The organism is Oxalobacteraceae bacterium OTU3CINTB1 (genome assembly GCA_024123955.1).
Classification (GTDB): Bacteria; Pseudomonadota; Gammaproteobacteria; order Burkholderiales; family Burkholderiaceae_D; genus Rugamonas.
This window is the reverse complement of record CP099652.1, coordinates 4,301,463-4,327,231: the sequence shown is the minus strand read 5'-3', so window position 1 is coordinate 4,327,231 and position 25,769 is coordinate 4,301,463. Positions and strand designations below refer to the sequence as shown.

The 25,769-nt window shown below is 64.1% G+C and carries 26 protein-coding genes; 11 read left to right on the top strand and 15 right to left on the bottom strand.

What is annotated here, in order from left to right:
- The first annotated feature begins 77 nt into the window (after window positions 1-77).
- The 6 genes from NHH73_18680 (at window position 78) to NHH73_18655 (ending at window position 4,941) form a co-directional block, all read left to right on the top strand.
- On the top strand, window positions 78-530 hold the full coding sequence (locus NHH73_18680) for a helix-turn-helix transcriptional regulator (GenBank protein USX24635.1): 453 nt from the start codon (window positions 78-80) through the stop codon (window positions 528-530).
- Window positions 531-641: 111 nt separating this feature from the next.
- Window positions 642-1,832 carry an acyl-CoA dehydrogenase family protein gene (locus tag NHH73_18675; GenBank protein USX24634.1) on the top strand — a complete coding sequence of 397 codons (1,191 nt, stop codon included), beginning with the start codon at window positions 642-644 and terminating at the stop codon, window positions 1,830-1,832.
- A gap of 9 nt (window positions 1,833-1,841) precedes the next feature.
- Window positions 1,842-2,981 carry an acyl-CoA dehydrogenase family protein gene (locus tag NHH73_18670; GenBank protein ID USX24633.1) on the top strand — a complete coding sequence of 380 codons (1,140 nt, stop codon included), beginning with the start codon at window positions 1,842-1,844 and terminating at the stop codon, window positions 2,979-2,981.
- On the top strand, window positions 2,978-4,009 hold the full coding sequence (locus tag NHH73_18665) for an alpha/beta hydrolase (protein ID USX24632.1): 1,032 nt from the start codon (window positions 2,978-2,980) through the stop codon (window positions 4,007-4,009). Before NHH73_18670 ends, NHH73_18665 begins: the two co-directional genes overlap by 4 nt.
- A 43-nt stretch (window positions 4,010-4,052) precedes the next feature.
- Complete coding sequence (locus NHH73_18660) at window positions 4,053-4,514, top strand: cupin domain-containing protein (GenBank protein USX24631.1); 462 nt, start codon at window positions 4,053-4,055, stop codon at window positions 4,512-4,514.
- A gap of 52 nt (window positions 4,515-4,566) precedes the next feature.
- On the top strand, window positions 4,567-4,941 hold the full coding sequence (locus tag NHH73_18655; protein ID USX24630.1) for a YajD family HNH nuclease: 375 nt from the start codon (window positions 4,567-4,569) through the stop codon (window positions 4,939-4,941).
- Window positions 4,942-5,032: 91 nt separating this feature from the next.
- On the opposite strand, the gene NHH73_18650 is transcribed toward NHH73_18655, so the two are convergent.
- Together NHH73_18650 and NHH73_18645 are read right to left on the bottom strand one after the other, a co-directional pair.
- A complete protein-coding gene (locus NHH73_18650; protein USX24629.1) occupies window positions 5,033-6,175 on the bottom strand; it encodes a GGDEF domain-containing protein in 1,143 nt (380 codons plus the stop codon).
- A 106-nt stretch (window positions 6,176-6,281) separates the two neighbouring features.
- The gene (locus NHH73_18645) at window positions 6,282-6,431 is read right to left on the bottom strand and encodes a hypothetical protein (GenBank protein ID USX24628.1); all 150 of its coding nucleotides are present in this window, start codon (window positions 6,429-6,431) and stop codon (window positions 6,282-6,284) included.
- Between the two features lie 335 nt (window positions 6,432-6,766).
- Between NHH73_18645 and NHH73_18640 the strand changes: the two genes are divergently transcribed.
- The 5 genes from NHH73_18640 to NHH73_18620 all read left to right on the top strand — a co-directional run bounded on the left by NHH73_18640 (window position 6,767) and on the right by NHH73_18620 (window position 9,615).
- Window positions 6,767-7,024 carry a hypothetical protein gene (locus NHH73_18640; GenBank protein ID USX24627.1) on the top strand — a complete coding sequence of 86 codons (258 nt, stop codon included), beginning with the start codon at window positions 6,767-6,769 and terminating at the stop codon, window positions 7,022-7,024.
- Between the two features lie 82 nt (window positions 7,025-7,106).
- Window positions 7,107-7,685: a class I SAM-dependent methyltransferase gene (locus tag NHH73_18635; GenBank protein USX24626.1), complete on the top strand. Its 579-nt coding sequence runs from the start codon at window positions 7,107-7,109 to the stop codon at window positions 7,683-7,685.
- Between the two features lie 88 nt (window positions 7,686-7,773).
- Window positions 7,774-8,172, top strand: a complete 399-nt coding sequence (locus NHH73_18630) for a hypothetical protein (GenBank protein ID USX24625.1) — start codon at window positions 7,774-7,776, stop codon at window positions 8,170-8,172.
- Between the two features lie 146 nt (window positions 8,173-8,318).
- A complete protein-coding gene (locus NHH73_18625; protein ID USX24624.1) occupies window positions 8,319-8,795 on the top strand; it encodes a hypothetical protein in 477 nt (158 codons plus the stop codon).
- A 313-nt stretch (window positions 8,796-9,108) separates the two neighbouring features.
- Window positions 9,109-9,615, top strand: coding sequence for a DUF1311 domain-containing protein (locus NHH73_18620; GenBank protein ID USX24623.1), 507 nt, complete (start codon window positions 9,109-9,111; stop codon window positions 9,613-9,615).
- 106 nt (window positions 9,616-9,721) lie between these two features.
- Here the strand turns inward: NHH73_18620 and NHH73_18615 are convergent, their stop codons facing one another.
- The 13 genes from NHH73_18615 to tadA form a co-directional block, all read right to left on the bottom strand.
- The gene (locus NHH73_18615) at window positions 9,722-10,735 is read right to left on the bottom strand and encodes a DUF4892 domain-containing protein (protein USX24622.1); all 1,014 of its coding nucleotides are present in this window, start codon (window positions 10,733-10,735) and stop codon (window positions 9,722-9,724) included.
- 94 nt (window positions 10,736-10,829) lie between these two features.
- Entirely contained in the window at window positions 10,830-11,747 is a 918-nt protein-coding gene (locus NHH73_18610; protein USX24621.1) for a diguanylate cyclase, read from the bottom strand.
- Complete coding sequence (locus NHH73_18605) at window positions 11,744-16,312, bottom strand: response regulator (protein USX24620.1); 4,569 nt, start codon at window positions 16,310-16,312, stop codon at window positions 11,744-11,746. The genes NHH73_18610 and NHH73_18605 overlap by 4 nt, the downstream gene beginning before the upstream one ends.
- Before the next feature lie 61 nt (window positions 16,313-16,373).
- Window positions 16,374-16,946, bottom strand: a complete 573-nt coding sequence (locus NHH73_18600; GenBank protein USX24619.1) for a prepilin-type N-terminal cleavage/methylation domain-containing protein — start codon at window positions 16,944-16,946, stop codon at window positions 16,374-16,376.
- A 53-nt stretch (window positions 16,947-16,999) separates the two neighbouring features.
- Entirely contained in the window at window positions 17,000-17,758 is a 759-nt protein-coding gene (locus NHH73_18595; protein USX24618.1) for a hypothetical protein, read from the bottom strand.
- Window positions 17,755-18,525, bottom strand: a complete 771-nt coding sequence (locus tag NHH73_18590) for an ABC transporter permease (protein USX29657.1) — start codon at window positions 18,523-18,525, stop codon at window positions 17,755-17,757. Before NHH73_18590 ends, NHH73_18595 begins: the two co-directional genes overlap by 4 nt.
- Window positions 18,525-19,250, bottom strand: coding sequence for a type II secretion system GspH family protein (locus NHH73_18585; protein USX24617.1), 726 nt, complete (start codon window positions 19,248-19,250; stop codon window positions 18,525-18,527). The genes NHH73_18590 and NHH73_18585 overlap by 1 nt, the downstream gene beginning before the upstream one ends.
- Before the next feature lie 22 nt (window positions 19,251-19,272).
- Entirely contained in the window at window positions 19,273-20,025 is a 753-nt protein-coding gene (locus NHH73_18580; GenBank protein USX24616.1) for a hypothetical protein, read from the bottom strand.
- Window positions 20,015-20,566, bottom strand: a complete 552-nt coding sequence (locus NHH73_18575) for a hypothetical protein (protein USX24615.1) — start codon at window positions 20,564-20,566, stop codon at window positions 20,015-20,017. The genes NHH73_18580 and NHH73_18575 overlap by 11 nt, the downstream gene beginning before the upstream one ends.
- The gene (locus NHH73_18570; GenBank protein USX24614.1) at window positions 20,563-21,255 is read right to left on the bottom strand and encodes a hypothetical protein; all 693 of its coding nucleotides are present in this window, start codon (window positions 21,253-21,255) and stop codon (window positions 20,563-20,565) included. Before NHH73_18570 ends, NHH73_18575 begins: the two co-directional genes overlap by 4 nt.
- Window positions 21,252-22,835, bottom strand: a complete 1,584-nt coding sequence (locus tag NHH73_18565) for a hypothetical protein (GenBank protein USX24613.1) — start codon at window positions 22,833-22,835, stop codon at window positions 21,252-21,254. The genes NHH73_18570 and NHH73_18565 overlap by 4 nt, the downstream gene beginning before the upstream one ends.
- 7 nt (window positions 22,836-22,842) lie before the next feature.
- On the bottom strand, window positions 22,843-24,045 hold the full coding sequence (locus NHH73_18560; GenBank protein ID USX24612.1) for a type II secretion system F family protein: 1,203 nt from the start codon (window positions 24,043-24,045) through the stop codon (window positions 22,843-22,845).
- Window positions 24,045-25,751: a Flp pilus assembly complex ATPase component TadA gene (tadA, locus tag NHH73_18555; protein ID USX24611.1), complete on the bottom strand. Its 1,707-nt coding sequence runs from the start codon at window positions 25,749-25,751 to the stop codon at window positions 24,045-24,047. Before tadA ends, NHH73_18560 begins: the two co-directional genes overlap by 1 nt.
- Window positions 25,752-25,769 lie beyond the last annotated feature (18 nt).

Sequence of the window (25,769 nt, the reverse complement as noted above, 5' to 3'; positions counted from 1 at the left end):
CTGGTTGCAAAACAAAACCAGTTGAAGTCTAGTCATTCTAGTTTTAAAATGCAACCAAAGAATTCGAGGACATGCCCATGGCAAAACGCAAGTCGATGCAGGATGACGCCTGTCCGGTGGCCCGCTCGCTGGACCTGGTCGGCGACCGCTGGTCGATGCTCATCGTGCGCGACGCCTTCGATGGCATCAGCCGCTTCAGCGACTTCCAGCGCAACCTGGGCGTGGCCAAGAACATCCTGTCGGACCGGCTGAGCGCGCTGGTCGAGCAGGGTGTGCTGACAGTCCAGCCGGCGTCGGACGGCACTTCGTACCAGCAATACGTGCTCACGCCGAAGGGGGAGAGCCTGTTTCCGGTGGTGGTGGCGCTGCGCCAATGGGGCGAACGCCATCTGTTCGCCAGCGGCGAGCCGCATTCGCTGCTGGTCGAAAAAGCCAGCGGCAAGGCGGTCGCGCCGATGCTGCCGCACGATCACGCAGGCCATGTGTTAACGGCTGCCCACACGGTAGTAAAGAAAATCACGGTAAAGTGAACAAAGCCGCCGATTCTGTCGCCCTATGTAAATGGGCACGTGCGCATTGCATATTGCGGTAGAATTATTTGAACGGTCGTGCTTTTCAGCGGCGAACCACATGGAGACAGCATGGATTTGAATTACACGGCGGCGGACTTGGCTTTCCGCGACATGGTGCGGGCTTTCCTCGACGCCAACCTCCCGGCCGACTTGCAAAAGAAGGTGCGCAACCATCTCCGCCTGGGACGCCGCGATTACGTGCGCTGGCACCAGATCGTCGCCAACCAGGGCTGGGCCGCGCCGTCGTGGCCGGTCGAATATGGCGGCCCCGGCTGGACGCAGACGCAGCGCCACATCTGGGAAGAGGAGTGCGGCCGCGCCGGCACGCCGCCGATCCTGCCGTTTGGCGTCAACATGGTGGCGCCGGTCATCATGGCCTTCGGTAACGACGCGCAGAAAGCCTACTACCTGCCGCGCATCCTCAATTGCGAGGACTGGTGGTGCCAGGGCTACTCGGAACCCGGTTCCGGCTCGGACCTGGCGTCGCTCAAGACCACCGCCGAGCGCGTGGGCGACCACTACATCGTCAACGGCCAGAAGACCTGGACCACGCTGGCCCAGCACGCCGACATGATCTTCTGCCTGGTGCGCACCGACAGCACCGTGCGCAAACAGGAGGGCATCTCCTTCCTGCTGATCGACATGGACTCGCCGGGCATCACCGTGCGTCCGATCATCATGCTCGACGAGGACCACGAGGTGAACGAGGTTTTCTTCGACAACGTCAAGGTGCCGGTGCAGAACCTGATCGGCCAGGAAAACAAGGGCTGGACCTACGCCAAATACCTGCTGGGCCACGAGCGCACCGGCATCGCCGCCGTCGGCCGCTCCAAGCGCGAGTTGCTGTTCCTGAAGAAGATCGCGTCCGAGCACTTCAAGCACGGCAAGCCGTTGCTGCAGGACCCGGTGTTCGCCGCCAAGGTCGCCAACCTCGAGATCGAGCTGATGGCGCTGGAGACGACGGTGCTGCGCGTGATCACGCGCGAATCGCACACGCCGGGACCGGAGGCGTCGCTGCTGAAGGTGCGCGGCACCGAGATCCAGCAGATGCTGACCGAGTTGATGGTCGAAGCGCTAGGGCCGGACGCCTTCGCCTTCGACACCGACTACCTGGAAGGCCGGTCCGACCACGCCGTCACCGGCGACGACGCCGCCGCGCCGCTGGCGGCCTACTACTTCAATTTCCGCAAAACGTCGATCTACGGCGGCAGCAACGAGATACAGAAGAACATCATCACCCAGATGATCCTGGGACTGTGAGGGAACGGCATGGATTTCAATTTTAAAGAAGAGCAGCTGCAGTTCGCCGATGCCCTGCGCCGCTGGATCGACAAGGACTACGGGTTCGACGTCCGCAAGCGCATCGTCCACTCGGCGACTGGCGTTTCGGACGTCGCCTGGAACACGCTGACCGAATTGGGGATGCTGGCCTTGCCCGTGCCGGAGGCGCAGGGGGGATTCGATGGCAACGCCGTCGACATGCTGGTGGTGATGCAGGAGCTGGGGCGCGGCCTGGTGGTCGAGCCGTATTTTTCCACCGTATGGGGTGCGCGCTTCCTGGCGTTGGCGGGCAACCAGCACCGCCTGCTGGAGGATGTCGCCAAGGGCGAACTTAAACTGGCCTGCGCGCTGGGTGAAAAACAATCGCGCCACGACCTGGCCGACATCAAGACCATCGCCGGCATCAACGGCGAAGGCTATCGCATCGACGGCACCAAAACGGTGGTGATCCACGGCGGCCAGGCCGACGCATTGATCGTCTCGGCCCGCAGCGCGGGCGCCCAGCGCGACGCCAACGGTATCAGCCTGTTCGTGGTGCGTGCCGACACCCCCGGCGTGACGGTGCGCGACTACCGCACCATCGACGGCCTGCGCGCGGCCACCGTGCAGTTCAGCCATGTGGCGGTGCCGGCATCGGCGCTGCTCAGTAAATTGGGCGGCGGTTGCGAGATGCTCGACGAGGCGGCCGATTACGGCACAACTTTGCTGTGCGCCGAGGCGCTGGGCGTGATGGACGCGCTGTTCGCCGCCACCTTGGAATATATGAAGACACGCAAGCAGTTCGGCACGCCGATCGGCAGCTTTCAGGCGGTTCAGCACCGCATGGCCGACATGTACATCCACCTGGAGCAGGCGCGTTCGATGGCGATGCTGGCGGCGGCGCGCATGTCCTGCGGCGACATCGAGGAGCGGCGCCGCGTGGTGTCGGCGGCCAAAGTGCGCATCGGGCACGCGGCCAAATTTATCGGCCAACAGTCGGTGCAACTGCACGGCGGCATGGGCGTGACCGACGAGCTGCCGGCGGCGCACCACTTCAAGCGCCTGACGACGATCGAGGCGACGCTCGGCGATGTCGATCACCACCTGGAACGGTTTATCGCGCAACGCGGGTTTGGGCAGCATTCATGATGCGCGGTTTTCGCATATTAGCGGCCGCTTGCGCCGCGCTGGTGATGCATGGCGCGGTGCATGCCGCCGAGGACTGCGTCGAGCCGACGCCGGACCCCACCAACACTTACGACGCGCAGCACACCTACGAGAAACTGGCGCCCAAGTATCCGGCGATCCGCATCGCCAGCGCCGGCGTGCCGGCCGATGTGCGGGTGGTGGCCGACCAGACGTATATTCAATACGGTACGCATTGTCTGAAGTTGGATATGTATCTGCCGACGAACGCCAAGCAGGATTTGCCGGTGGTGGTATTTGTGCATGGCGGTGGCTGGCGTTCCGGTTTCCGCTCGGAGTTCGTGCCGATGGCGTTGCGGCTGGCGCGCAATGGCTACGCGTCGGTCACGGTCTCCTACCGGCTGGCGGGGGAGGCGATGTATCCGGCGGCGGTGCACGACGTGCGCGCGGCGGTGCGCTGGGTGCGCGAGCACGCCGGCGAGTATGGGCTCGATCCCCGGCGCATCGCGCTGGCGGGCGGCTCGGCCGGCGGGCAGATCGCCAGCCTTGCCGGGGTGACCGGACATATGAACCAGTTCGACCCGGGGGCGGCGACCAGCGATGTGTCCAGCGCGGTGCAGGCGGTGGTCAATATCGATGGCTTGTCCGATTTTACGTCCGAGGCGGCGCGGGTCAATGAGGACGATCCGAAGAAGCCGGTGTCGGCGGCCGGGTACTGGTTCGGCGGGCGCTATGCGGAGAAGGCGGCGTTGTGGCGAGAGGCGTCGCCGATCCAGTATGTGAATTCGAGCATGCCGCCGGTGCTGTTCATCGGCAGCGCGCAGCCGCGCTTCGCGGTTGGCCGGGAGGAGATGGTCGAGAAGATGACGCAACTGCGCGTGCCGAGCAAGGTGGTGCTGCTGCCGGATACGCCGCATTCGTTCTGGTTGTTCGATCCGTGGCTGCAGCCGACCGTGGATGTGACGGTGGCGTTCTTGAACGAGCAGATGCCGTCGCGGCAGGCCAAGCGGTTTTCGCGCAAGGCGGAGTAGTGGGCAGTTATTCAAACATACGCACCATCCAGGGAGGTCACTAATGCCTGTCTTCACGACGGATCAACTGATTCGCGAGGTTAGCGCTGTAGAGGGTTCCACGGCGCCGAATCAAACGCTCTGGATTAGCGAAGCCGGCGAGCTTACGCAGTTTGGCGCATTCATCGAGGTCCTGCAGCCTGGCTGCAGGTCTTCCATCAAGCATTGGCATAGTGCGGAGGATGAGATGGTCTACGTCCTTGCAGGTGAGATCACCGTAATCGAGGGCACGTCCGAGACGCTGATGCGTGCCGGCAGCGCCGCCACCTTCCGCGCGGGAGTGCAGCTTGGGCACTATTTGGAAAATCGCAGTGCTGTTGAAACGCGTTGCCTGGTTGTTGGAACACGTGCTCCGGTCGATCGAATCACGTATCCAGAGCATGACAGGGTTTGCCTTCGCGATCGCTCCCTTCCGGATGACATATGGACCGACGCGGCCGGTCGGCCCGCCTCCAGTCCGTACTAGCAGCATAGCTAAGGGGGCAGTCTATGATCGTCTATTCGGGAAAGGAATAACCATGACCGTTGGGAAAAAACCGGACGCCGCGCGGCTGGACAAAATTGTCGCTGACGCACGGCGCGCTGCCGACCAGCGCGAGCTGGGCTACCGCGAGCGCTCGCTGAAAATGTATCCATGGGTGTGTGGACGCTGCATGCGCGAATTCACGCATACCAATGTGTCACAACTTACAGTGCACCATCGCGACCACAATCATGACAACAATCCGCCTGATGGCAGCAACTGGGAATTGCTGTGCCTTTACTGCCATGATAACGAACACTCGCGTTATCTTGAGGCCGACCGGGGACCTGGTTTGAAATCGGCCGAGGTCGCGCCGGCAACGCATAATCCGTTTGCCTCATTGGCCGGCTTGATGAAAAAGAAAGAATAAGATTGGGCGGGTGCCGACGGCGCTAAGAGTCACAAGGCGTTAGAGTTTCGGCTTTGCAATCCGCTTTGGGCCGGGCGCCGAGCCTTCGCGCTCACGCCGCCTCGCTGCGGTTGCGGCCCGCGGCCTTGGCGCGGTAGAGGGCGGCGTCAGCGCGCGCCATCAGCGCTTCCAGGCTCTCGTCTGGCGCTTGCTGGCTGGCGATGCCGATGCTGACCGTATAGTCCGGCAGGTCGCCTCCGCGCGCCGCGAACAGCAATGCCTGAATGCGTTGCGCTATCGCTTTCGCCCGATCGGCCGTGGTGCCCGGTAGCAGGACGATGAATTCCTCGCCGCCGAAGCGCGCCACGTGATCGATCTCGCGCAGGGCCGACACGGTGGTGCGCGCCGCATGCATCAGCACCTGGTCGCCGACTGCATGGCCGTACTGGTCGTTGATCGCCTTGAAGTAATCGAGGTCGATGCTGAGCACAGTCATCGGCTCGCCGTGGCGTTTCATCAGCGCCACCTCGCGGCAGTAGGCGGCGGCGAACCCGCGCCGGTTCAGCACCCCGGTCAGTGGGTCCGAGTTGGAGCGGTGCTCCATCACAACCTGCAGGCGCCGCGTGGCGATGGTCATGAAGCCGACCGCCATCATCAGCGTCATGAAATTGGCGGTCAACAGGAAAATTCCCTGTACTGTCCCGTTGCTGGCGTTGCTGGTGCCGACCGCGCCGCTGAGCGCCGCGAACAGCCGCAACAGCAGCACGAGCGATTGCACCAGCAACAGCGCGCCGAAGAACCAGCTGGAGAAGTGGCGTTCGCCATGGCGTAACAGCAGTACCAGCTGCGCCACGTAGAACGACAGCGTCAACAATGAAAACACCGCCACCCGCAACGCGTAGTCCTGGGTGATCACATACCAGCCGACCAGACAGACCATGCCGGCCACCCACGCCAGCGCCAGCCACCACCAACTCGGCTTGCGGCCGTAGAATACCTGGGTGCCGATCAGCATCAGCCCGGCGGCGCCCAGCATGGTGCTATTGGCCAAGAACAGTAACAGCGCTTCCGGCATCAGCGGCCCTGCGCAGAATAGCAAGCCGCTCATCGTCAGCGACAACATGCCGAGCGACTGATGGCCCAACCCTCGCACGTCGGCAGGGAAGCTGCGGTAGGCGGAGAACAACACGATGGTCATCGCTGCCGCCATCAGGGTCGACGTCAGAACGATGGTTGTGGGGTCGAGCAATATCACAGTGGCAAGTCGGAAGATGTCGTGATCCGCAAGGATACCAGCAACTTCCACGATGCCGTGAGGCTAATCGGTGTTCCGGTCGTTCCACCACCACATTCGGACGCCCCTATTTGTTGCGGACCGTGACGATCATCCGCCCGGGTTCGCCATAAAAGTAGTCATCGTTGCACGAGGCAACGTAGGTCTTGCGGCCCGGATTGCTGGCGTTGACCGCGAAGCGCCACTGCCCTCTGCTGTAGCTGAGACGACGCGTCAATTGGCGTGAAATTCCGCACCTTGCCTCGCCGGATCAGAAAGTCGGTGCCGACTGGGCCGGCAACCCCGACATTCTGCTGGGTCGGCTGGCAAAGCGGCGCGGCGATGGTTGCTACTTCGGACTGCTGAAGCTCTCTCAATGGATTGTTCATGATAGACCTGCTGGATTGAAGCTGTACTACGGGCTTGACTTGCGACGCTCGTATCCCAAGGCGATGTGGGAATTGGTGAGCTTTGTCTTTGAGCAAGCTGGTATGCTTGCTGACAGCCCGAGCGCGGCAAGGAGCCACGGCTCACCAATGTTGGACTGAAGAATCTATCTACTAGGGAATCGATTTGGACAAAATCATTGTTTTGCGGATTTCCGATAATGACGGCGTAGACTTGAACGGCGTCAGATTACATTCAACAACTGAGGTCGCGGAAGCTCTTGAGAAAATCTCCGCCGAAAGCCCGGACATGATAGTCGCTGTCGACGCCACCGATTCCAAATGGTATGAATCTATAGGGAAGGCCGTTTACGGTAGCCACCGGGCCGGGTTTTCCGGTGAACGGTTTCGTATACTTATCGATGGCAAACCCTTGGAAGCCTAAGATGAAGCCAGGGTAGTTCATCGCCAGCTAGCGGCCACAAGCTGCCGCTCAATCAGCGCATACTTGACGAGGAAAGTCATTAATGGAAGGCTCACATAGAAGCTGGGAGGCAGTTGCGGAAGAGTTTATTGGCGCCCGTTCCGATATCGGTAGCGATGTGGTCAGGCAGTGGGCTAAAGGTCTGAGGCCTGGCAGTGAAGTGGTCGATATTGGTTGCGGGTCGGGCGCACCGGTTTCTCAAATATTAGTCGAAGCGGGCTTTATGGTCTTCGGAATTGATGCGTCGCCAACGCTGCTAGCGACGTTCCACCGGCGCTTTCCCGAAGCCCCGGCAACCTGCGAGACGGTACAGAGTAGCAATTTTTTTGGCCGAAATTTTGACGGTGCAGTTGCCGTGGGGCTTATGTTTCTACTTTCCGAACAAGACCAACGGAAATTGATTGAAAAGGTCGGACGAGCGCTTCGGCCGAGTGGCCGCTTTCTGTTTAGCGCGCCTCGTGCGCGATGTGATTGGAGCGACCTCCAAACTGGTCAGCCGTCATTATCGCTAGGGGCGGTTGAGTACCAACGACAGTTGGCTTGTGCGGGAATGCATCTCGAACATACGCACGTTGATGATGGGGGCAACCATTATTTTGACGCCGTGCTGCTGGCTATGTAATTTAAAGTGTTGGGCAAATGGTCCTCCCTCGGAAAAAAGCGGTTCGGAATTTTATAAGTTAAAATTTTTTAAAATCATTAAAATTTAAATGTATTCAAAGAAAAATCTATTTTCTTTTCTCCTGACGGTGTCATTAGTGGCTCCCGGTTTTTCTCAAAATCAAGTTCCTGAGCAATTGAAAAAATTTGCAGATGTCAATGATGAGACCTGCGCGCAGGTGGTTCCTCAATTCGTTAGCGACCCCACCTACGAGGTCGCATTGAAGGGGCATCCGATCAGTGTCGAGAAAATTTGCCTATGTTCCCGGAAAAGCATTCTTGAGGATGAGACTTTGAAGAAGCAATTTTCCGGGAAAGAGGAAGAGGTATTGCAACGGCTAAAATTCGGCAATCTGCAACCATATCTGTTATTACGCTCCACCCAGTCGGCTTTTCAGTGCGTTGCTGAAGAGATTGATAGGTCGTTGAGGCATGTAAAACTTGAGTAATGACCGATTGAATCCGCAGCCAACAGCGGACGGTTGACTAATTTCAAGCCCTCGTACAGTTGCCGACCGCATCGTCGCTGATCGCTCCAACTTGAGTTACCCCAGCGCTCGAACTACGGCCTTTATAAACTTTGTCGGGCATGGCAATGACAGATATCACAATTCGTTTTCCTAGACCAGTTGCCATCTTTTTCCTATTGGCTGGTTTGCCGGTTTTTGTTTTCCTAACATTAGTGGCTGTTTGGATGACACTATCGCTACATACTCTCGCCGGGAAGTTCCCCACTTGGGGCTTAGTCGCTGCCTACGTTATTTTTCCTGCGACGGTGGTGCTTAGTTGTGCATCTGTACTTTTTATTTTCCGCTATGGCAGAGAAACCCTATTCACAACCTTTCGTTTCATTGAGCGGGGCATTAATGTTGAAAATAGCCGCTATCGCTCTCTTATTATCCTGTGGAGCGACATTGATTCCGCCACATACAGTCGATCGCTAAAAATTGTAGTTTTGCGGTCAAGGAAATTAGCGACTCCAATAGCAATTAGTCAATGGGCAAATTTTCCAGAGGCTGTTCGTTTAACTAAACAAAAAATTGGGCTGAGATGGGTGGAGAAATGGCTCTAATCGAGTCGCAAAGTGGTTGACCTTTCGGCGACGTCGGAAATCTTCTTGGGGCGTGATCGCTAACATTGAGAATTGGTGGTTTTGCAACTGAGTAAGTTGATATGCTAGGCCCGACGGCCGCGTGGGAGATGTCGCTCCTGCTCCGCCACAGGATGTCATGCAAAAGTCGTCGGGAACGACTATGCGTCTGGATATGCTTCTTATATTGATGCTTGGTTTTATAAATCAAATGATGCACTTTCCAATCTACCGGCCTCCCTCCAGTTTCGAGGAAAGAGTTTATTGTGGCAACAAAGCCGGCTAAGGATTTAACATGATGGGTCCTGTGATGACGCGGTACTATTTACTCGTTTTGCTCGTCGCCCTGCCGCTTTCGGCGCTGGCAAAGCCGGTTGACTGCACGGACAAGCCCGAATGCTGGCCGGAGGGTAGCGCAATGCAGATGGGGCTGCTGCTGAATCAAAAGCTGGAAAAGGCCGACAAGCAGATGGCGGCGAAGCACGCTGAACTCGTGAGCTTGGTTGTCGCGTCCTCCAGCCATGCCACGCCCGTCGACGAGCGACTGATTAAGGCGCTGACATCACAACAAGCGGCCTGGGCACTGTATCGTCATGAAGAGTGCGAGCTGATCGGCTCCCTGACCGGTGCGGGCGGCCGTTGGCCTTCCACTTGGGCAGAACAATGTGTTGTCAACCATACCGAACTTCGGCTGCGGCGCATACGGTCGGCCATCGCGTGCATTCAGAAAATCCCCCAAAACCAACGATTTTCTGAACAAAATCGCTGCCTCCAGCAACTCGCGCCGTTGACTAACCGTTAGGTCGAGTCAGCCATGGATGCGCCACGGCGATGCATGCATGGCGTATTACGCGCTTTGCGCTAACCGCCCTACGTGTCTCCACGGTGTTCAGACAGTGCTCGGTGGCTTACTGTTTCACCAGCTCGACGCGGCGGTTCTTTTCGCGGCCGGCGTCGGCGTCATTGGAGGCTACCGGCGAGTACGAGGCGACGCCTTTGGCGCTGAGGCGCTTGGCGTCGATCTTGTAGTCCGCCGCCAAGGCCTTGACCACCGAGTCGGCCCGCTTTTGCGACAGATCGACGTTGTGCGCCAACCCTCCCTGGTTGTCGGTGTGGCCGACCACGTACACCTTCAGCTTGGGATCCTGCTGCAATAGCTTGGCCATTTCGGCCAGCGCCGCTTTCGATTCGGCTTTCACCTCGGCCTTGTCGGTGTCGAAGTAGACGCCGTACACCGCGACCTTGCCTTCGGCTGCGATGCCTTTGGCCATGTCGGCGGCGTTCAGGCTGGCCGAGACCTTGCCGCCCTCCATGGCCTTGGCTTCGACGATCTCCAGATACACGCCGCCGTTCTTGTCCTGCACCGGCGAGACCACGTACACGCCGACGTGGACCAGTGCGCCGTCCGGCCGCGTGCCCTTGGCGACCAGGTAGCGGCTGTCGTTGCGGCCGTTGTTGAACGGTGACCAGTTCGCTTCGCCGCCTTTGATGAAGTTGTCGCCGACCCGGTTGTCGAGGAAGTATTCGCCGAAGTTGCCGCCGCAGGCTTCCTTGACGCAGGTGAACAGCACCTTCAGGCCGGCCTTGTCGAGCGCTGCCTGGTAGTTACGCATCACTTCCAGCGACGATCGCTCTTTCGGATAGTTGTAGGCGATGCGGGTGTACTTGCCTTCGAGCTGGAGCGCGCTCTCGAACGCGGCCTTGCCGTCCTTGTTGGCGATACGCTTGCCCGCCGGGAGCAGCACTTCGTCGAATTCCTTGAGGCCGTAACCGACCAGCTTCGATCCTTCAAAGCGCGACAGCAAAGGGTGGTCCTTGGCGCCCTTGACCGTGTCCTGCGCCGGCATCTGGCCGTGGGCGAAGGGTGCGAGACCGGCAATGCCGGTGATTAGCGTGAAGGCGAGAAGTCGAGGCGTGCGCACGTGGGTCCCTTGTCAAGAATGAATGATCAGTCCGATTCTAGGGGCGAATTGCAATAAGATCAATATATCGATCCTACTGTGCGGCGCGTCATGCTCAGTCGGCGAAGTAGCGGTTGCGGCCGGCCTGCTTGGCGACGTACAGGCGGGCGTCGGCGGCGCGCACCACGGCGATGGAGTCCTGGCTGTCGAGCGGCGGCATCGCCGTCGCCAGGCCCATGCTGATCGACACGTAGGGCGCCGTCGGCGAGGCCGCGTGCGCCAGGTTGAGCCTGCGCACTTCGTCAAGGATGCGGCTGGCGACCACCTGCGTGCCCTCGGGGCCTTCCTGCGGCAGCAGCAGGATGAACTCCTCGCCGCCGTAGCGGGCCAGCAAATCCTGCGGGCGCGAGGCGCATCCCTTCATCGCCGCGCTGATTTGCTGCAGGCAGGCGTCGCCGGCCTGGTGGCCGTAGTGGTCGTTGTAGAGCTTGAAGTGGTCGATGTCGATCATGATCACCGACAGCGGCAGGCCGGCGCGGGCGCAGCGGCGCCATTCGGCGTCGATGGTGTCGTTGAAGTGGCGGCGGTTGGCCACGCCGGTCAGGCCGTCGGTCAGGCTCAGCTCGCGCATGGCGTCGGCCTGGCGCTTGATGGTCAGCTGGCTGCGCACGCGCGCGCGCACCACGGCGATGTTGAACGGTTTGCTGATGAAGTCGACCGCGCCGGCCTCCAGCGCGCGGGTCTCGTCCTCGGGCTGGCTGAGGGCGGTGACGAAGATGATCGGGATGTCCTGCAGACGGGGCGAGGCGCGCAGCGCGCCGCAGACGGCGTAGCCGTCCATGCCGGGCATGACGGCGTCGAGCAGGATCAGGTCCGGTTGCTGGGCCAGCGCGATGTCGAGCGCCTTTTCGCCGTCGAGGGCGAACAGCACTTCCTGTTCGTCGCGCAGCGCATGGTGCAGGATCTGGATGTTCTCCATGGCGTCGTCCACCACGAGTATGCGTCCATTCCTGGCCAGATCGGTCCAACTCATGCACTTTCCTTTCGCTGCAACATAATCTCCACCAGTTTAGCCGCAGTGCTGAAATTGAGTGTTTCAACTGCTTCCGCCAGGGCGACCGCTTGCGCCGTCGCTGGGAGGGCGGGCCGCAGCTCCCGGAAGTGCTCCAAAGCTTTCAAGTTGTTATTCTGAAGCAAACCTTGAAGCTCCGCCAGCTTTTGCGGTAAATCGGACGCATCGGTGTTGCCTCCGGGCATATCGGCGTCCGCCGCCGCCATGCCGCGCACGGACGCGGTGACCACGCCGAGCGCCGTCGCCAGCTGGTCGAGCGCGGCATTGAGCGCGCCATCGTCGGCGTCATTGTCCTGGTGAAGGGCGTTTTCTGCAAGCGAACTTAGCCGGGAAACGTCGCCCGCGCCCAGGTTGGAGGCCACGCCGCGCAGCCGGTGCAGTGCCTGCGCTGCCTGCTGGCGCCGTCCGTCCGCCAGCAGCGCGCGCACCTCGTCGACCGTGCCGCCCTGCGATTGCTCGAACCGGCGCAGCAGCGCGTCCAGGGCGCTGCGGTCGCCGCCCAGGCGTGCCAGCGCGGCGTCGACGTCGATGCCGGGCAGGGCGGTGGCGGGCGCGCCGGCGGCCGTGGCCGGCGCCGGGACCGCCTCGGCCGGGGACCGGGGCGCCGTGGCGGCCGGCACCGGCGGTGCCGAGCGCATCACCCCGGTCAGGACGGCGATCAGGTCTTCGACGTCGATCGGCTTGGCGACGTGGGCGTCCATGCCGGCGGCCTGGGCGCGGCGGCGGTCGTCCTCCATGACGTTGGCGGTCATCGCCACCACCGGCAACGTCAGGCCGGCCGCGCGCAACGCCGCCGTGGCGTCATAGCCGTTGAGCACCGGCATCTGCACATCCATCAGCACCACGTCATAGCGCGTCGGTTCGGCCGTCAGCAGGTCCACCGCCAGTTGGCCGTTGGCGCGCACGTCCACGGTGGCGCCGGCGTGCAGCAGGATGTATTGCGCCACTTCCTGGTTGATCTCGTTGTCCTCGACCAGCAGGATGCGCATGCCGGCAAGGCGGCCGTGTAGCGGCGACAGCGGCGCCGCCGCGGCGCCGTCCTCGCCGTCGCCGCCGTCGGCAGTGCCGCGGGCCATCAGCGCGGCGACGCGTTCGAGCAGCCGCGCCGGGCTCACCGGCTTGGACAGGATGCCGGCCAGTCCCAGGCTGCCGGCGTGCTGGGCCTCGGCCGCCGCCAGGTGCTCGTTGACCATCATCAGCACCGGCGGCAGCGGCAGCGCCATGCTGGCGTGGATGTTTTGCAGCAGCGCCGGCCCGTCCATGCCGGGCATGTCGCGGTCAAGCAACAACAGGTCGTAGGGGTGTCCCGATTGATGGCTCTCGTGCAGCATGGCCAGCGCCGCCTGGGCGTCGGCGGCGACCGCGGCGCGCCAGCCCAGGTGGGCGCAGGCCCGTTGCAGCGCGGCGCGCACGCTGGCGCTGTCGTCGACGATCAGCAGCGACAACGCGGCGGCCGCCAGCGGGACGGTCGGCGCCGCCGGCGCGGCCAGGCATTCGAACGGGCAGGCGAACAGGAACTCGGCGCCGTGGCCGGCCTCGCTGCGCACCTCGATCGCGCCGCCCATCATGTCGGCCAGCTGGCGGCAGATCGCCAGCCCCAGCCCGACGCCGCCGAACTTGCGGCTGGTGCTGCTGTCGGCCTGCGAGAAGGCGTCGAAAATGTGGGCCTGCTGCTCGGCGGGGATGCCGACGCCGGTGTCGCGCACGCGGAACTCGATGAGTAGCGCGCGCTCGTCCGGGCGCGCCGTGGCGGCCCGCCGCACCGACAGCACCACCTCGCCCTCGGCGGTGAACTTGACGGCGTTGCTCAGCAAGTTGAGCAGCACCTGCTGCAGCCGCATCGGGTCGCCCGCCAGTTCGTTGGGCAGGCTCGGGTCGATGTCGAACACCAGTTCGACGCCCTTGTCGGAGGCGCTGCCGCTGATGAGCACGCTGATGCTGTCGAGGATCTGTTCGAGCTGGAAGTTCGCGTGCTCGAGCGCGAGCTGGCCGGCCTCGACCCGCGAGAAGTCGAGCACGTCGTTCACCAGGCTCAGCAGTGAGTGCGTGGCCAGCTGGATCTTGTCCAGGTAGCCGCGCTCGCGCGGCCCCAGCCCGGCCTCCTGCAACAGCCGCGCCAGGCCGATGATGGCGTTCATCGGCGTGCGGATCTCGTGGCTCATATTGGCCAGGAACTCGCTCTTGGCGCGGCTGGCGGCCTCGGCGCGGTCGCGCGCCTGCACCAGTTCGACGTTCAATTCCTGCAGGTGCAGTTCGGTCTCCTTCAGTTCGGTCACATCCGACACCAGCACGAAGAAACCGCGTACCTCGCCGTACTGGCCGACATCGGGGATGTAGTTGACCCAGGTATGGCTCAGCTGGCCGGAAGGCCAAGCCAGCTCGCTGGCGAAGCCCTGCGGCTCGCCGTTGAGCGCGGCCTGTACGTAGGGCGCATTGTCGGCGTATTGCCGCTCGCCGAGCACGTCGGCCATGCGCGCGCCCATCATTTGCTCCGGGCTCATCTGGTGCCACTCGAGGAAGTAGCGGTTGGCGAAGCGGCAGCACAGGCCGGCGTCCCAGTAGGCTACCATGCCGGGCAGGTTGTCGGTCACGGTGCGCACGAATTGTTCGCTCTCGCCGAGGCGCTCGACGGTGGCGCGCAGCGCCTCCTTGGCCTGCTTGCGCTCGGTGATGTCGAGCGCGATGCCCAGCACGTGGGTGGCCACGCCGTGTTCGTCGCGCAGCGCCACCTTGCGGGTGGTCAGGTAGCGCGTCTGGCCGGCGCTGTTGGTGATCGGCTCCTCGGCGATCTCGGTGATCTCGCCGGGGTTCGAGGCCAGCACGCCGCGGTCGCCAATGGCGTAGAGCTCGGCCTGCTCGGCCGGCACGAAATCGTAGTCGTTCTTGCCGATCAGCGGCTCGCCACTGGTGTGGCCGAGCAGCAGGGCGCCGTAGCGGTTGAACATATCGTAGCGCAGGTCGGCGGCGCGCTTGAGGAAGATCATCGCCGGCATGTGCTCGACGACCGAGCTGAACAGCTGGCGCGACTGCAGCAGCTCGGCGGCGACGCGCTTCTGGTCGGTCACGTCCAGCAGCAGGCTGGTGATGGCGCTGACCTTGCCGTCCTGGTCGAACTGCGGGTAGTAGCTCAGCACCCAGTGCGACAGCTGTTTGGGGTTGGCCGCCGTGTAGCCGGAGCGCTCGATGCCGGTCAGCGGCCGGCCCGTGTCGAGCACGGTGCGGTAATCGGCCAGCACTCCTTGCCGCACGCCGGTGTCGGTGATCATGTCGCTGAGGTGGCGGCCCAGATGCGCCACCACTTTTTGGCCGTTCAACGCGGCCATGTAGTCGTTGATGCGGATCACCCGCAATTCGCTGTCGACGTAGCTCAGGCCTACCGGCGCGGTGGCGTACAGGGTTTCGAGCTGGGCGCGCGATTTTTCCAGCTGCGCGGTGCGCTCGTCGACCAGCTTTTCCAGCTCGTGGCGGTGGGCCCGCAGGTCGCCCTCGAGCGCGTGGAAGGCGTCGGCGACCGCCTGGGCCTCGCGAAAACTCATCGGTTGCAGCGTGAACGGCGCGCCGCTGGCGAGCGCCTCGGCCGGGCCGACCAGGTCGCGCACCGAGCGCGCGATGCGCCCGCCGACCATCCATGCCAGCGAAAAGCCGGCCAGCAGCACCAGGCCCATCGCCAGCGAGATGGTGGTGACGGCGCGCAGCAATTCCTCCAGCGCCTTGGCCTGCGGCGTGGCGATGGCGATGGTGGCGCCGCTGGCGGGCGAGCGGCTATAGCTGAGATAGACCGGCGTGCCCTCGGTGTCCTCGGTCACCAGCAGCGCGTCGGACGCTTGCAGCAGGCGGGCGCGCAAGGTGGCGTCGGCCGGCTGTCCCAGCACCTGGCGCGGCCCGCCGGCCTGGGCCACGATGGTGCCATCGCCGTCGTACAGGGTCATCGACTGGTACGGCTTGATCTTCTCGTCGCGCAGGATGGCCGCCAGTCGGTCCGGCTTGAGCAGCACCGTCATGGCGTAGGCCACGTGGGTGTCGATGAAGACCGGCACGTCGACCGCCAACAAGGCGCTGCCGGCCACGTAGATGATCGACAACTGCGGGCGGGCGGTGTGGAACAGCGGCATCAGCCGCTTGCTGTTGTTGACCTGGTTGAAGGTTTCCGGCAGCGGCGCGCCGACGTGCATGGCCACGCCGCCGGTTTCGTCGCTCAATAAAAATTGCGACGCGGGAAACTGCGGCCCCAGCAGGCCGCCGGCCTGGACCCGCAGCGCGCCCTTGTCGATTTCGCGGATGCTGGGCGAGGTCGCCAGCGCCACGGCCGCGCCCTCGCTCTGGATCAGGTCGCGGTCGATGGCGGCCGCCACCATGCGCGCCGCCTGGCGCGTGTCCTCCATCAGGGTGGCGCGTTCGCGGCCGTAGAACTGCCGCACCACGGCGCCGAAACCGACCGCCGCCGGCAAAGCGCACGCCAACACCAGCAGGGCGATCTGCGCGCGGATCGACGGCAGGGGGGAACTGGGTTTGTCTGGCGCTGGCACGTGTAGGGCTCCCGGTGACCGTTGGATCAGGCTGGCAGGAGCATAGTAACCCGGCTTGACGTTAGAAGAACAACGCCGTGCGCTGGATGACGCTGCCGTCGTTGGTGTATGGCCCGGTCGCGCGCACCGAGCCGGTGTTGAACTTGCCGTCATCGAGCTTGCTGTCGACCTGCTCGGCGAACGAATCGGGCAGATTGTCGAGCCGCACGCCGTTGCCGCCGCGCCCGCCGACCACGTCGTTGTAGATATAGACCGCGCCGCCCTGGGCGCTGGTCATGAAGTCGGTGGTGCCGTTGAACGAGCCGGTGATGAAGCCCGACAGCGCCAAATGCTGCGGCGCCAGCTGGTATTCGGCGATCTGGCCGTCGCCGTTGCCGTTGCCGGTGGCGCCGGGCGCATGGCTGGTGCCTTGCACGTCGTCGCCCGGCAGCGCGCGGAACTTGTCCTGGTAGGCGTTGACGGCCGCCGTCAGCGACGTCGATTGCTGGATGATATTCTTGACGCGGGCGCTGTCGATCAAGCCCTGTCCCTTCAGCACGCCGCCCAGCAGCAGACCGATGATGACGAGCACGATGGCGATTTCAACCAGGGTAAAGCCGCGTTGGCGCAACAGGGTCGGGGGGGGCGTACGCATGGGGTGTTTCCTTTCTTGGGTGTTGCTATGTGGATGCTATATTACAGCAAGGTTTATGGCTTGGGACCGCCGTCGCGCCGGTTCGTACCGTTTGATCGATCCAGTGGATGATTCAGTTGATCGAGCCGGTCCGATAAAAACTTCAGCTCGTGCGGATCGGTGATCAAACCGTCGCGCAACAGGCCGCCGATCAGCGCGCGGGCGCTGTCGAGCTCATTCATGTCTTCCAGGATGAACACTTCCATTTCGCGCGCCCACGCGGGCACTTGCGGGCCGGTCGCGCGCAGCCGGATCGCCTGTGCGTAGCGGCGCGCCAGCGGCAAGTCGTGCAGCCGGTGCCTGGCGACCAGCGCCGCGTGCGCCATCCATGGCCAACGCCGGTTCGGGTCCTCGGCGAAACGGGCATAAACGAAGTCGAGCATGACGCGCGCGCGCGCCGGATCGGCCACCGCGCCGTACACCTCGCTGGCCGCCAGCAGCGGATATTGGCCGTGCGGATCGAGTTCCAGCACGCGTTGCAGCCACAGCGCCACCTTGCCGTAGTCGAGGTCGCGCCAGGCGATGCTCATGCCGGCCTGCTCGTCGAAACCCTGCACGTACAGCATCGTCAGTTTCGACAGCGCCACCGGCTCGCCGAGCGCCGCCAGCCGCAGCGCCGCCAGCGACGGCGCCGGCGGCAAATCCCTGGCCCGCGCGCGCGGCGGCGCTGCGCCGGCCTGCCATAGTATTTGCAGCACCAGGGTCAGCGCCAGCAGCGCGAAGACCGCGCGCGGCACCGCGCCCACCGGCTTGAGCTGTGCGCGCATGCTCATATCTGCTTGCGGTACAAATCGAACAACCCGGCGGCCGCCATCAGCGCCACGTAAATGACGGTTTGCGCGGCGATGGCCACCAGGTCGGCGGCGCCGCCGTCGTGGTAGACCAGCCAGTCGCTGCGGGTGAAGCGGTCCAGGTGCGGCAGCAGCAGCGCCAGGGCGTCGAGGGCGGCGCCCAGCGCCTGTTGGCCGGCGCTGTGCGCGGCGCCGGCGCCGTGGCCGAGCAATTGCAGCGTGCCGACGGCGCGCGCCAGCAGATAAAAAGCGAAGGCGGCGGCCAGCGCCGGCAGCACCTGGTTCAGGGTCAGCACGCACAGCAGGCTGAAGGCGGCGACGATCCAGCATTCGCACAGCAGCGACACGGCCCACAGCGCCGCCTGCGCCGGCGGCGCGAAAAACAGCGCCAGCGCGCCGAACAGCGCGGCCGGCAGCACCGCCAGCGCGGCGAAGCCGGCCAGCTTGCCCAGCAAATACACGGCGCGCGGCAGCGGCAGCGCCATCAGCAGTTCCAGTCCCTTGTCGTTGGCTTCGCGCACCATGCTGGTGACGACGAAGGTGGCGATCAGAAACACCGCCGCCAGCCGCAGCACCGCGCCAAGCAGCGCCGCCTGCAGTTGCCGGCTCTCGGTTAGCGCCAGTTCATTCAGGAAGCCGCTGACGCCGACCGCGCCCAGCGCCATGACGAGCAGCAACCACAGCAGCCGGTTGCGCAGCGCTTCGAGCAGGGTGTAACGGGCGATGGTGAGGGCGGCCAGGGTGCGCATCACGGCAACTTTTGCGCCGCCACCATGCGGTTGTACAGGATGTTGGGCGAGATCCAGGTGACGATGTCGTCGAACTCGCCGCCGGCGCCGCGCGGGTCGGTGCTGGCCGGACGGCTGATCAGCGCCACGCCGCCGCTTTGCAGGTTGGTTTTTTCGTCGACGTTGTTGTTGCCGGCGTCGAGGATGCGGGTGTTTTGGTCGCTGGTGCCGCCATAACCGTTGCGGCCGAACGACATGATCGCGGCCGGAATATCGTCGACGTCGGTGGCGGGCACGAGGTCGCCGCCGCCGGCGTTGCGCGTGGCGATGGTGATGTCGCGCCTGGTCAGGAGCGTGAAAAAGGCGATGCTGTCGGCGAACGCCGGCGTGACGCTGTAGGCCAGCACGCGGCCCCAGCCGTCGAGCCGGCCCACGCCCAGGGTTGCCCACGGCAGGTAGCCGAAGCGTTTGTTGCAGACCGCGCCGGCGCGGTCCTCGCGGCCGTCGGTGGCCGAGATGGCCGGGCAGGGCAGGTAGCCGTTGCGCAAGGAAAAGCCCAACAGCGCCTCCTTGGCCTCGTCCATGGCGCGTACGGTCTCGCTCACGCGGCGCTGTTCCAGTTGCGACGACAGCGGCGCCACCAGACCGCCGATCATCAGGCCGACGACCAGCAGGACGATGGCGATTTCGACGATGGTAAAACCGGATTGTCGGTGGCGTGAATGCATGTAGGGATAAGAAGTCATGTTGGTCGATTCGGGGGCGCGCTCAGCGTTTGGGCGTGGAGGCGCGCACGCGCTTGCGTATCAGCGGCAGCGGTATCCAGCTGACCTCGTTGCTGAAGCTGCCGCCGATGCTGCGCGGCTCGCCGGTGGCGGCGCGCGCCATGAACTCGCGCACGGCCACTTCGTTGGCCTGCTCGTCGAGGTTGTCCGTGACGCCGCTCAGTTGCGGGATGCCGTCGACGCTGACGCCCAGATGCTTGCCGCTGGAGTAGATGACCGCCGGCGAGCAGCGGTCGTCGACGCGGCAATTGGCCGTGCCAACGCGGTAAAACACGGCGCCGTCGTCGTTGCGGTCGAACACGGTCTTGTCCGCCTCCACAGGCTCGTCGAGATTGCCGTTGGCGAAGTCGCGTGAGACGCTGTAGCGCAGCAGCTTGTTCCAGCCGTCGCCCGGCACCAGGCCCAGGGTTATCCACGGCAAAAAGCCGGTGCAATCGGCGTCGCTGGTGCAGGGGCTTGGACTTTCGCGGCCGTCGGTGGCCGACAGCGCCGGGCGCGGCAGGCGCCGGTGCACGATGGCATAGCCCAGCAGCGCCTCGCGCGCCTGCGCCAGCGACTCGCGCGTGAGCGCCTGCGGACGCAACTCGCCGGATGGCGGACTGAATAAACTCATCAACAACGACGCCGCGCCCAGCCCCAGCACCACCAGCAACAGCAGCAACGCGGCGCCACGCTGGCGACGCGGCAAGGCTGGACGGCGGCGCCGCCGCGAGGGCTGAAGGCGTTCACGGTTCATTGACATCCTTGACGCGGCCATCGGCCAGGTCGTAGCGCTGGCCGGGCCGCAGCAGGATTTTTCTGCCGGAGGGCAGGGTGACCGTCAGCGCCTTGTTGTGACGGTTGCTGAATTGGTTCTGCGGACCGCTCTGCGGCGTGTTGTTCAGCCAAACCGTGCTGCGCCCGCTGCTGCTGCGGACGACACCGTTCATCTCCAGCTGCGCCGGCGCGGGCGGCGCCGGCGGCGCGGCGCCATCGATGCCGGCCGCCGTGCCGGGCTTGGCCAGTCCCGGCTGCACGCCGTCGGGGCCGGAAGGGGGCGCCGTGTTGGGTTCCCTGGGCGGCGGGGCGTCCGGCCGGGTCGGCGCTTGCGCCTGCGCGCCGACGCCGTCCTTGACCACTTTGCCGCGACTGGCCTCCAGTACCGAGCGCTCGGCGGGCGTATTGAACAAGCGCCCCGGTGTGGCGTAAGCGCCGTGACACGCGGTCGATAAAATCAGTGCGGCGGCCAGCGCATGCCAACGCGCGCCGTAGTGCTCGCCCATATTGGCGCTCATCATGCCTTGCCCTTCTTGCGCTCAACAGCAGGCGCCACTTTCGGCGCCGGCGCCATCGTAATCCAGTTCAGCGTGCAATCCGCCCCCAAGGTCGGTCCGGCCACCGCCCCGGCCTCCCCGGCCGCCACCGCCAGACGCTTGATCGAACAATCCTGCACCGCAAAGAAACTGCGCTCGCGCAAATCCCCCAGGAAATCGAACAAATCCATTTCGTGCAACAACTCCATGTGCAAGCGCATGCGGCTGCCTTGCAACTGGTACTCGCCCAGATCGAGCGCCGACTCCAGCCTGACCGGCTGTTGCGGATCGATCTCATAGCTCAGCGGCAGCAACCTGCGCTGTTCCTGCGTCTGCCGGATCGCGTCGACCCACTCCAGGCGCTTCTCTTCGCCGATCAGCCCGCGCTCGCGCAACTCGATATAGCGCTGCTGGAAGTTGCGGATGTCGCGCTTCTCGTTGTCCACATGCGCATAGCGCGAATAGGCGGCGTCGCGCACGCGCTGCACCCGTTGCAGCTCGGCTTCGGCGTCCTGCTGGCGCCAGCCGGTGACGAGCACGCAGGTCATGCCGATCGTCACGGCGGCGACGGCGGTCAGCACGGACGTGCGGATCAGATCGAACTCGTTGATCCAGTAGGGCAGCGCGACCTTGGCGCGCGCCGGCTTTTTGCCGGTGACGGGATGAGTGCTCATGGCTGCCACACCAGGTTCAGGGAGAATTTGGCGCGCGTCTCGACCGCCTGCACGCCGGCCTTGCCATTGAGCTTGACGGAGGAGCGCGTGTCGAGCGGCGGCTTGTCGACCTCGACGATCAGGCGCGGATGGCTGGCGAGCTGCTGCGCGAACAGGTTCATCGTATTGACGGCGTTGCGGTAGTCGTCCTGCTCGGTCATGATTTCCGCCTCCAGCAGCAGCGCCTGCGGCGGCCGCCCGGGTATGCCCGCCAGCAGCGACGACATGGGCGCCACCTGGCCGGCGCCGCCCATGTCGGCCGCGCCGGCCTGGCCGCTGACTTGCGTGGCCGGCAGATTGACCTTCCAGTCCAGCTGCAACAGCCGGACCTGCGGCGCCTGTTCGAGCGCGGCGCTGACGATGCCCATCAATTGTTCCGGCCCCGGCCCCTGCGTCACCAGCATGCGTTCGACGTTGACGGCCGCGCGCATGTTGGCGGTGGTGGTCACGCGTGGCGGCATCGCTGCCATGACGGCGCTGTAGCGCTGGTCGTACGAGGACGCCTCGGCGGACAGCCGCGCGGTGTCGGTGCGGGCGTCGCCCGATTGCCACAGGTTGATCCCGGCGAGTACCGCGCAGCCCGCCGCCAGCACGCCGCTGAACAGATACAGGTTGACGCGCGCGCGCCACAGCTTGAAGTAGCGTTGCAACGGCCCCAAGGTGTAGTGGCTGGGCGGACGCGTGCGCGCCAGGAAGGCCAGCATCAGCGGATCGGTCAGCGTTAGGGCCATGTCGGCGACGTCGCCGTCGCCGGTTTTGATGCCGAGCCGGTCGCGCACGCCCTCCAGCGGGACGAAGCGGAAAGCCGTCTCGGCGCCTTCCTCGCATTGCGCTTCCAATGCGGGAATGGCGGCGGCGGGGGCGATCACCGCCGTCTCCAGCACATTGCCGCGCGCCATCAGCCGCACGCTGGTCAGGAATTGCTGGGTCTTGCCGGTCTCGGTGCCGATGTTGACGGCGTCGCCGTCGCGGTCGATGGCAGGCGTCAGCCGCGAGAATTTCAGCTGGCCGTTCTGGAAGTAGCTCTGGCGCCAGCCGGCCGATTGCTGTGTCACCAGCAGCAGGTGCTCGTCGCGCATGGCCAGCTTGCGCACCAGCGCCTCGCTCAGCAAGGTGGTCGAGTACAGGCCGGCCAGCGGTATTTTCAGTTGCTCTAGCGCTTCGGCCCACGGCTGCACCGACGACGGATTGGTCAGTGCCGACAACAGCACGATGTCGTCGCGCCGGCCCAGCGCCTCGCGCCCTTGCACCTCGTGGTGGCGGAACGGCGTCTCGCGGTATTGCTGCAACAGGCGCCGCTGCATCAGCTTGGCGCCGGCGCGGGCGCCCACGTGCGGCACGTGGACGCGCTGGAAGTCTTCCTCGATCAGGTCGGCCAGCAGGTAGACCGGCGCGTGGTTGCCATGGTCGATATAGTCCATGAAATCGTCGACGCCGGCGCGGTCGTTGTTGAAGCGCACGCCGCCCGTCAAGCGGCCGTTGCGCCACTGGTAGGCGTGCAGTTGTTCGCTGCTGAGATAGAGTAGGTGTTTGCTCGTCACGGCAGCCTCAGGTTCTGATCTTGCTGATCGTGTCGTAAATCGGGCCCATCACCGACAGCATGATCCAGCCGACCATCACGCCGAGGATCACGGTCATGGCCGGCTCTATCATCGCCTGCACCTTCTCGATCATCTCCTTGACTTCGCGGTTGTAGAAGTAGCTGACGTTGCGCAGCGCGCCGTCGAGCGCGCCGGTGGTCTCGCCGACCTTGAGCATGCGGATCACCAGCGGCGGGAAGATGCCGGTGTGCTGGAACGCCGCCGTGATGCCCTGGCCCTCGGAGATCAGCTGGCCGGCGCGGCGCAGGCCGGCCGCGACCACGCGGTTGCCGACGATGCCTTCGGACAGGCGGATGCATTCGAGGATGGTGATGCCGGAGCCGTACATCATCGCGAAGAAGGTGGCGAAGCGGGCCAGGATGATCTTGTGCAGCACCGGGCCGATCATCCAGACGCGCAGCTTGAAGCCGTCGGCGGCGTAGCGCGCCTGCTCGCTGCGCGCCAGCCAGGCGCGGCCGACGAAGAAGGCGATCAGCGGCACCGCCACCAGCACGTACCAGTAATCGATGAAGATGTTGGAGACGAAAATCAGCGCCTTGGTGTGCAGCGGCAGGGTGTTGCCCATGTTTTTGACGAAGGACGTCAGCTGCGGCACCAGGTAGATCATCAGGAAGAAGGTGACGGCGGTGACGAATACGCCCACGGCGGCGGGGTACATGACGATCTTTTTGGTCTGCGAGGCCAGCTCGTCCTGCCACTTCAGGCTTTCCGACAGGTTCTTGAAGACCTCGGCCAGCTTGCCGCTTTGCTCGCCTGCGGTGATCAGGCTGGTGAAGGTCAGGTCGAACACTTCCGGATACGCGGCCAAGGCGGCCGACAGTTGCTGGCCCCCCTCGATGTTTTCGATCAGGCCGGTGATCATCTCGCGGAAGCGCGGGTGGTCGATGCTTTCACGCAGGTCGTTCAAGCCTTCGAGGATGGGCACGCCGGCGCCGGTCAGCTGTTCCATGTGGAAGCAGAAGTTGATCAGGTCGCGGCGGGTGATGACGCGTTTCAACGCCACGACCTTGGCGCGCGAGACGCGGCAGTCGATCAGGTCCAGGCCCATGCGGTGCAGGCGCAGCTCCAGGTCCGGCTCGTTGGCGGCGTCCATGTTGCCGGGCGAGATCTGGCCGCCGGCGTCCATCGCGCGGTAGAAGTATTGGGGCATCAGTTGGCCAGCCTTTCGGTGAGGTCCACTACGCGTCCAACTTCTTCCAATGTGGTCACGCCTTCGAGCACGCGGCGCACGCCGTCGTCGATCAGGCTGTGGAAGCCGCTGTTGGCGGCCGCCGTCTTCAGCTCGCGCGAGGAGGCGCGGCGCGCCACCATTTCGTCCAGCGCCGGCGTCATCTTCAGCAGTTCGATGATGGCGATGCGGCCCTTGTAGCCCTGGTGCGCGCAATGGTCGCAGCCGACCGCGCGGTACAAAGTTTGCGGACCGGCCGTCTCCGGCAGTCCCAGCAGGCGGCGTTCGACATCGTCGGCGATATGCGGTTCGCGGCATGCCGTGCACAGCTTGCGCACCAGACGCTGGGCGATGATGCCGATGATGTTGCCGGCCATGATGTCGGGCACGACGCCGATGTCGAGCAGGCGCGGGATCGAGCCGATCGCCGAGTTGGTGTGCAGGGTCGAATACACCTGGTGGCCGGTCATCGCGGCCGAGAAGGCCATCTCGGCGGTTTCCTTGTCGCGGATCTCGCCGACCAGGATGATGTCGGGGTCTTGCCGCATCATCGAGCGGATGCCCTCGGCAAAGCCCATCTTGGCCGATTCGTTGACCGACGTCTGGCGGATCATGTTCATCGGATATTCGACCGGGTCTTCCAGCGTCATGATGTTGACGCTCTCGGTGTTGATGTGGTTCAGGATCGAATACAGGGTGGTGGTCTTGCCGGAACCGGTCGGACCGGTCACCAGGATCACGCCGTCGGGGCGGGCGATCATCAGCTTTAGCAGGCTCAGTTCGGCCTCGCCCAAGCCCAGGCCGTCGAGCGGCACCAGGCCCTTTTGACGGTCGAGCACGCGCAGCACGAAGTTCTCGCCGTGCGTGGTCGGCTGCGCCGAGGCGCGGAAGTCGATCTGCCGGCCCGAGAATTTGATCGAGATGCGGCCGTCCTGCGGCGCGCGCGTCTCGGCGATGTTCATGTTCGACATGACTTTGAGGCGCACGGCCATCGCCGGCCAGTACGATTTGTGCAGGCTGCGGATCTGGCGCAGGATGCCGTCGATGCGGTAGCGGATCCGCAGGAACGATTGCTCCGGCTCGAAGTGGATGTCGGAGGCGCTGTTTTGCACGGCGTCGGCCAGGATGGCGTCCATCAGGCGCACCATCGGCTGGCTGTACTCGTCGGAGGTGGTGCCCAGGCTGGCGTAGTTCACCTCGCCCGTTTCGATTTCGTGCAGGATGCCGTCGATCGACAGCTCGAAGCCGTAGTACTGGTCGATGGCGCGCGAGATGTCCGATTCGTTCACCAGCAGCGGGCTGATGGTGATGCCTTTGACCAGCATGGCGCTGATCTGGTCGAGCGCGACGATGTTGCTGGTGTCGGACATGGCCAGGATCAGGTTGTCGGTCTGGCGCTCGTAGACGATCGGGAACACGCGGTAGCGCTTGGCCACTTCCTTGGGGATCAGCTTGAGGGCGATGGCGTCGACCACCAGACTGGTGAGGTCGGCGCTTTGCTGGTTCAGGTTTTCCGACAGCGCCATGCGCACCGTGGCCTCGGTGACGAAGCCCAGCGTGATCAACAGTTTCCCCAGCGGCTCGTTGCTGCGTTTTTGCTCGATCAGCGCGATGCGCAGCTGGTCTTCGCTGATGACGCCTTTTTGGATCAGCAGTTTGCCGAGCGGGAGTTTTGCGTGTTCTGCCATCGATAGTGGTGGGTGATG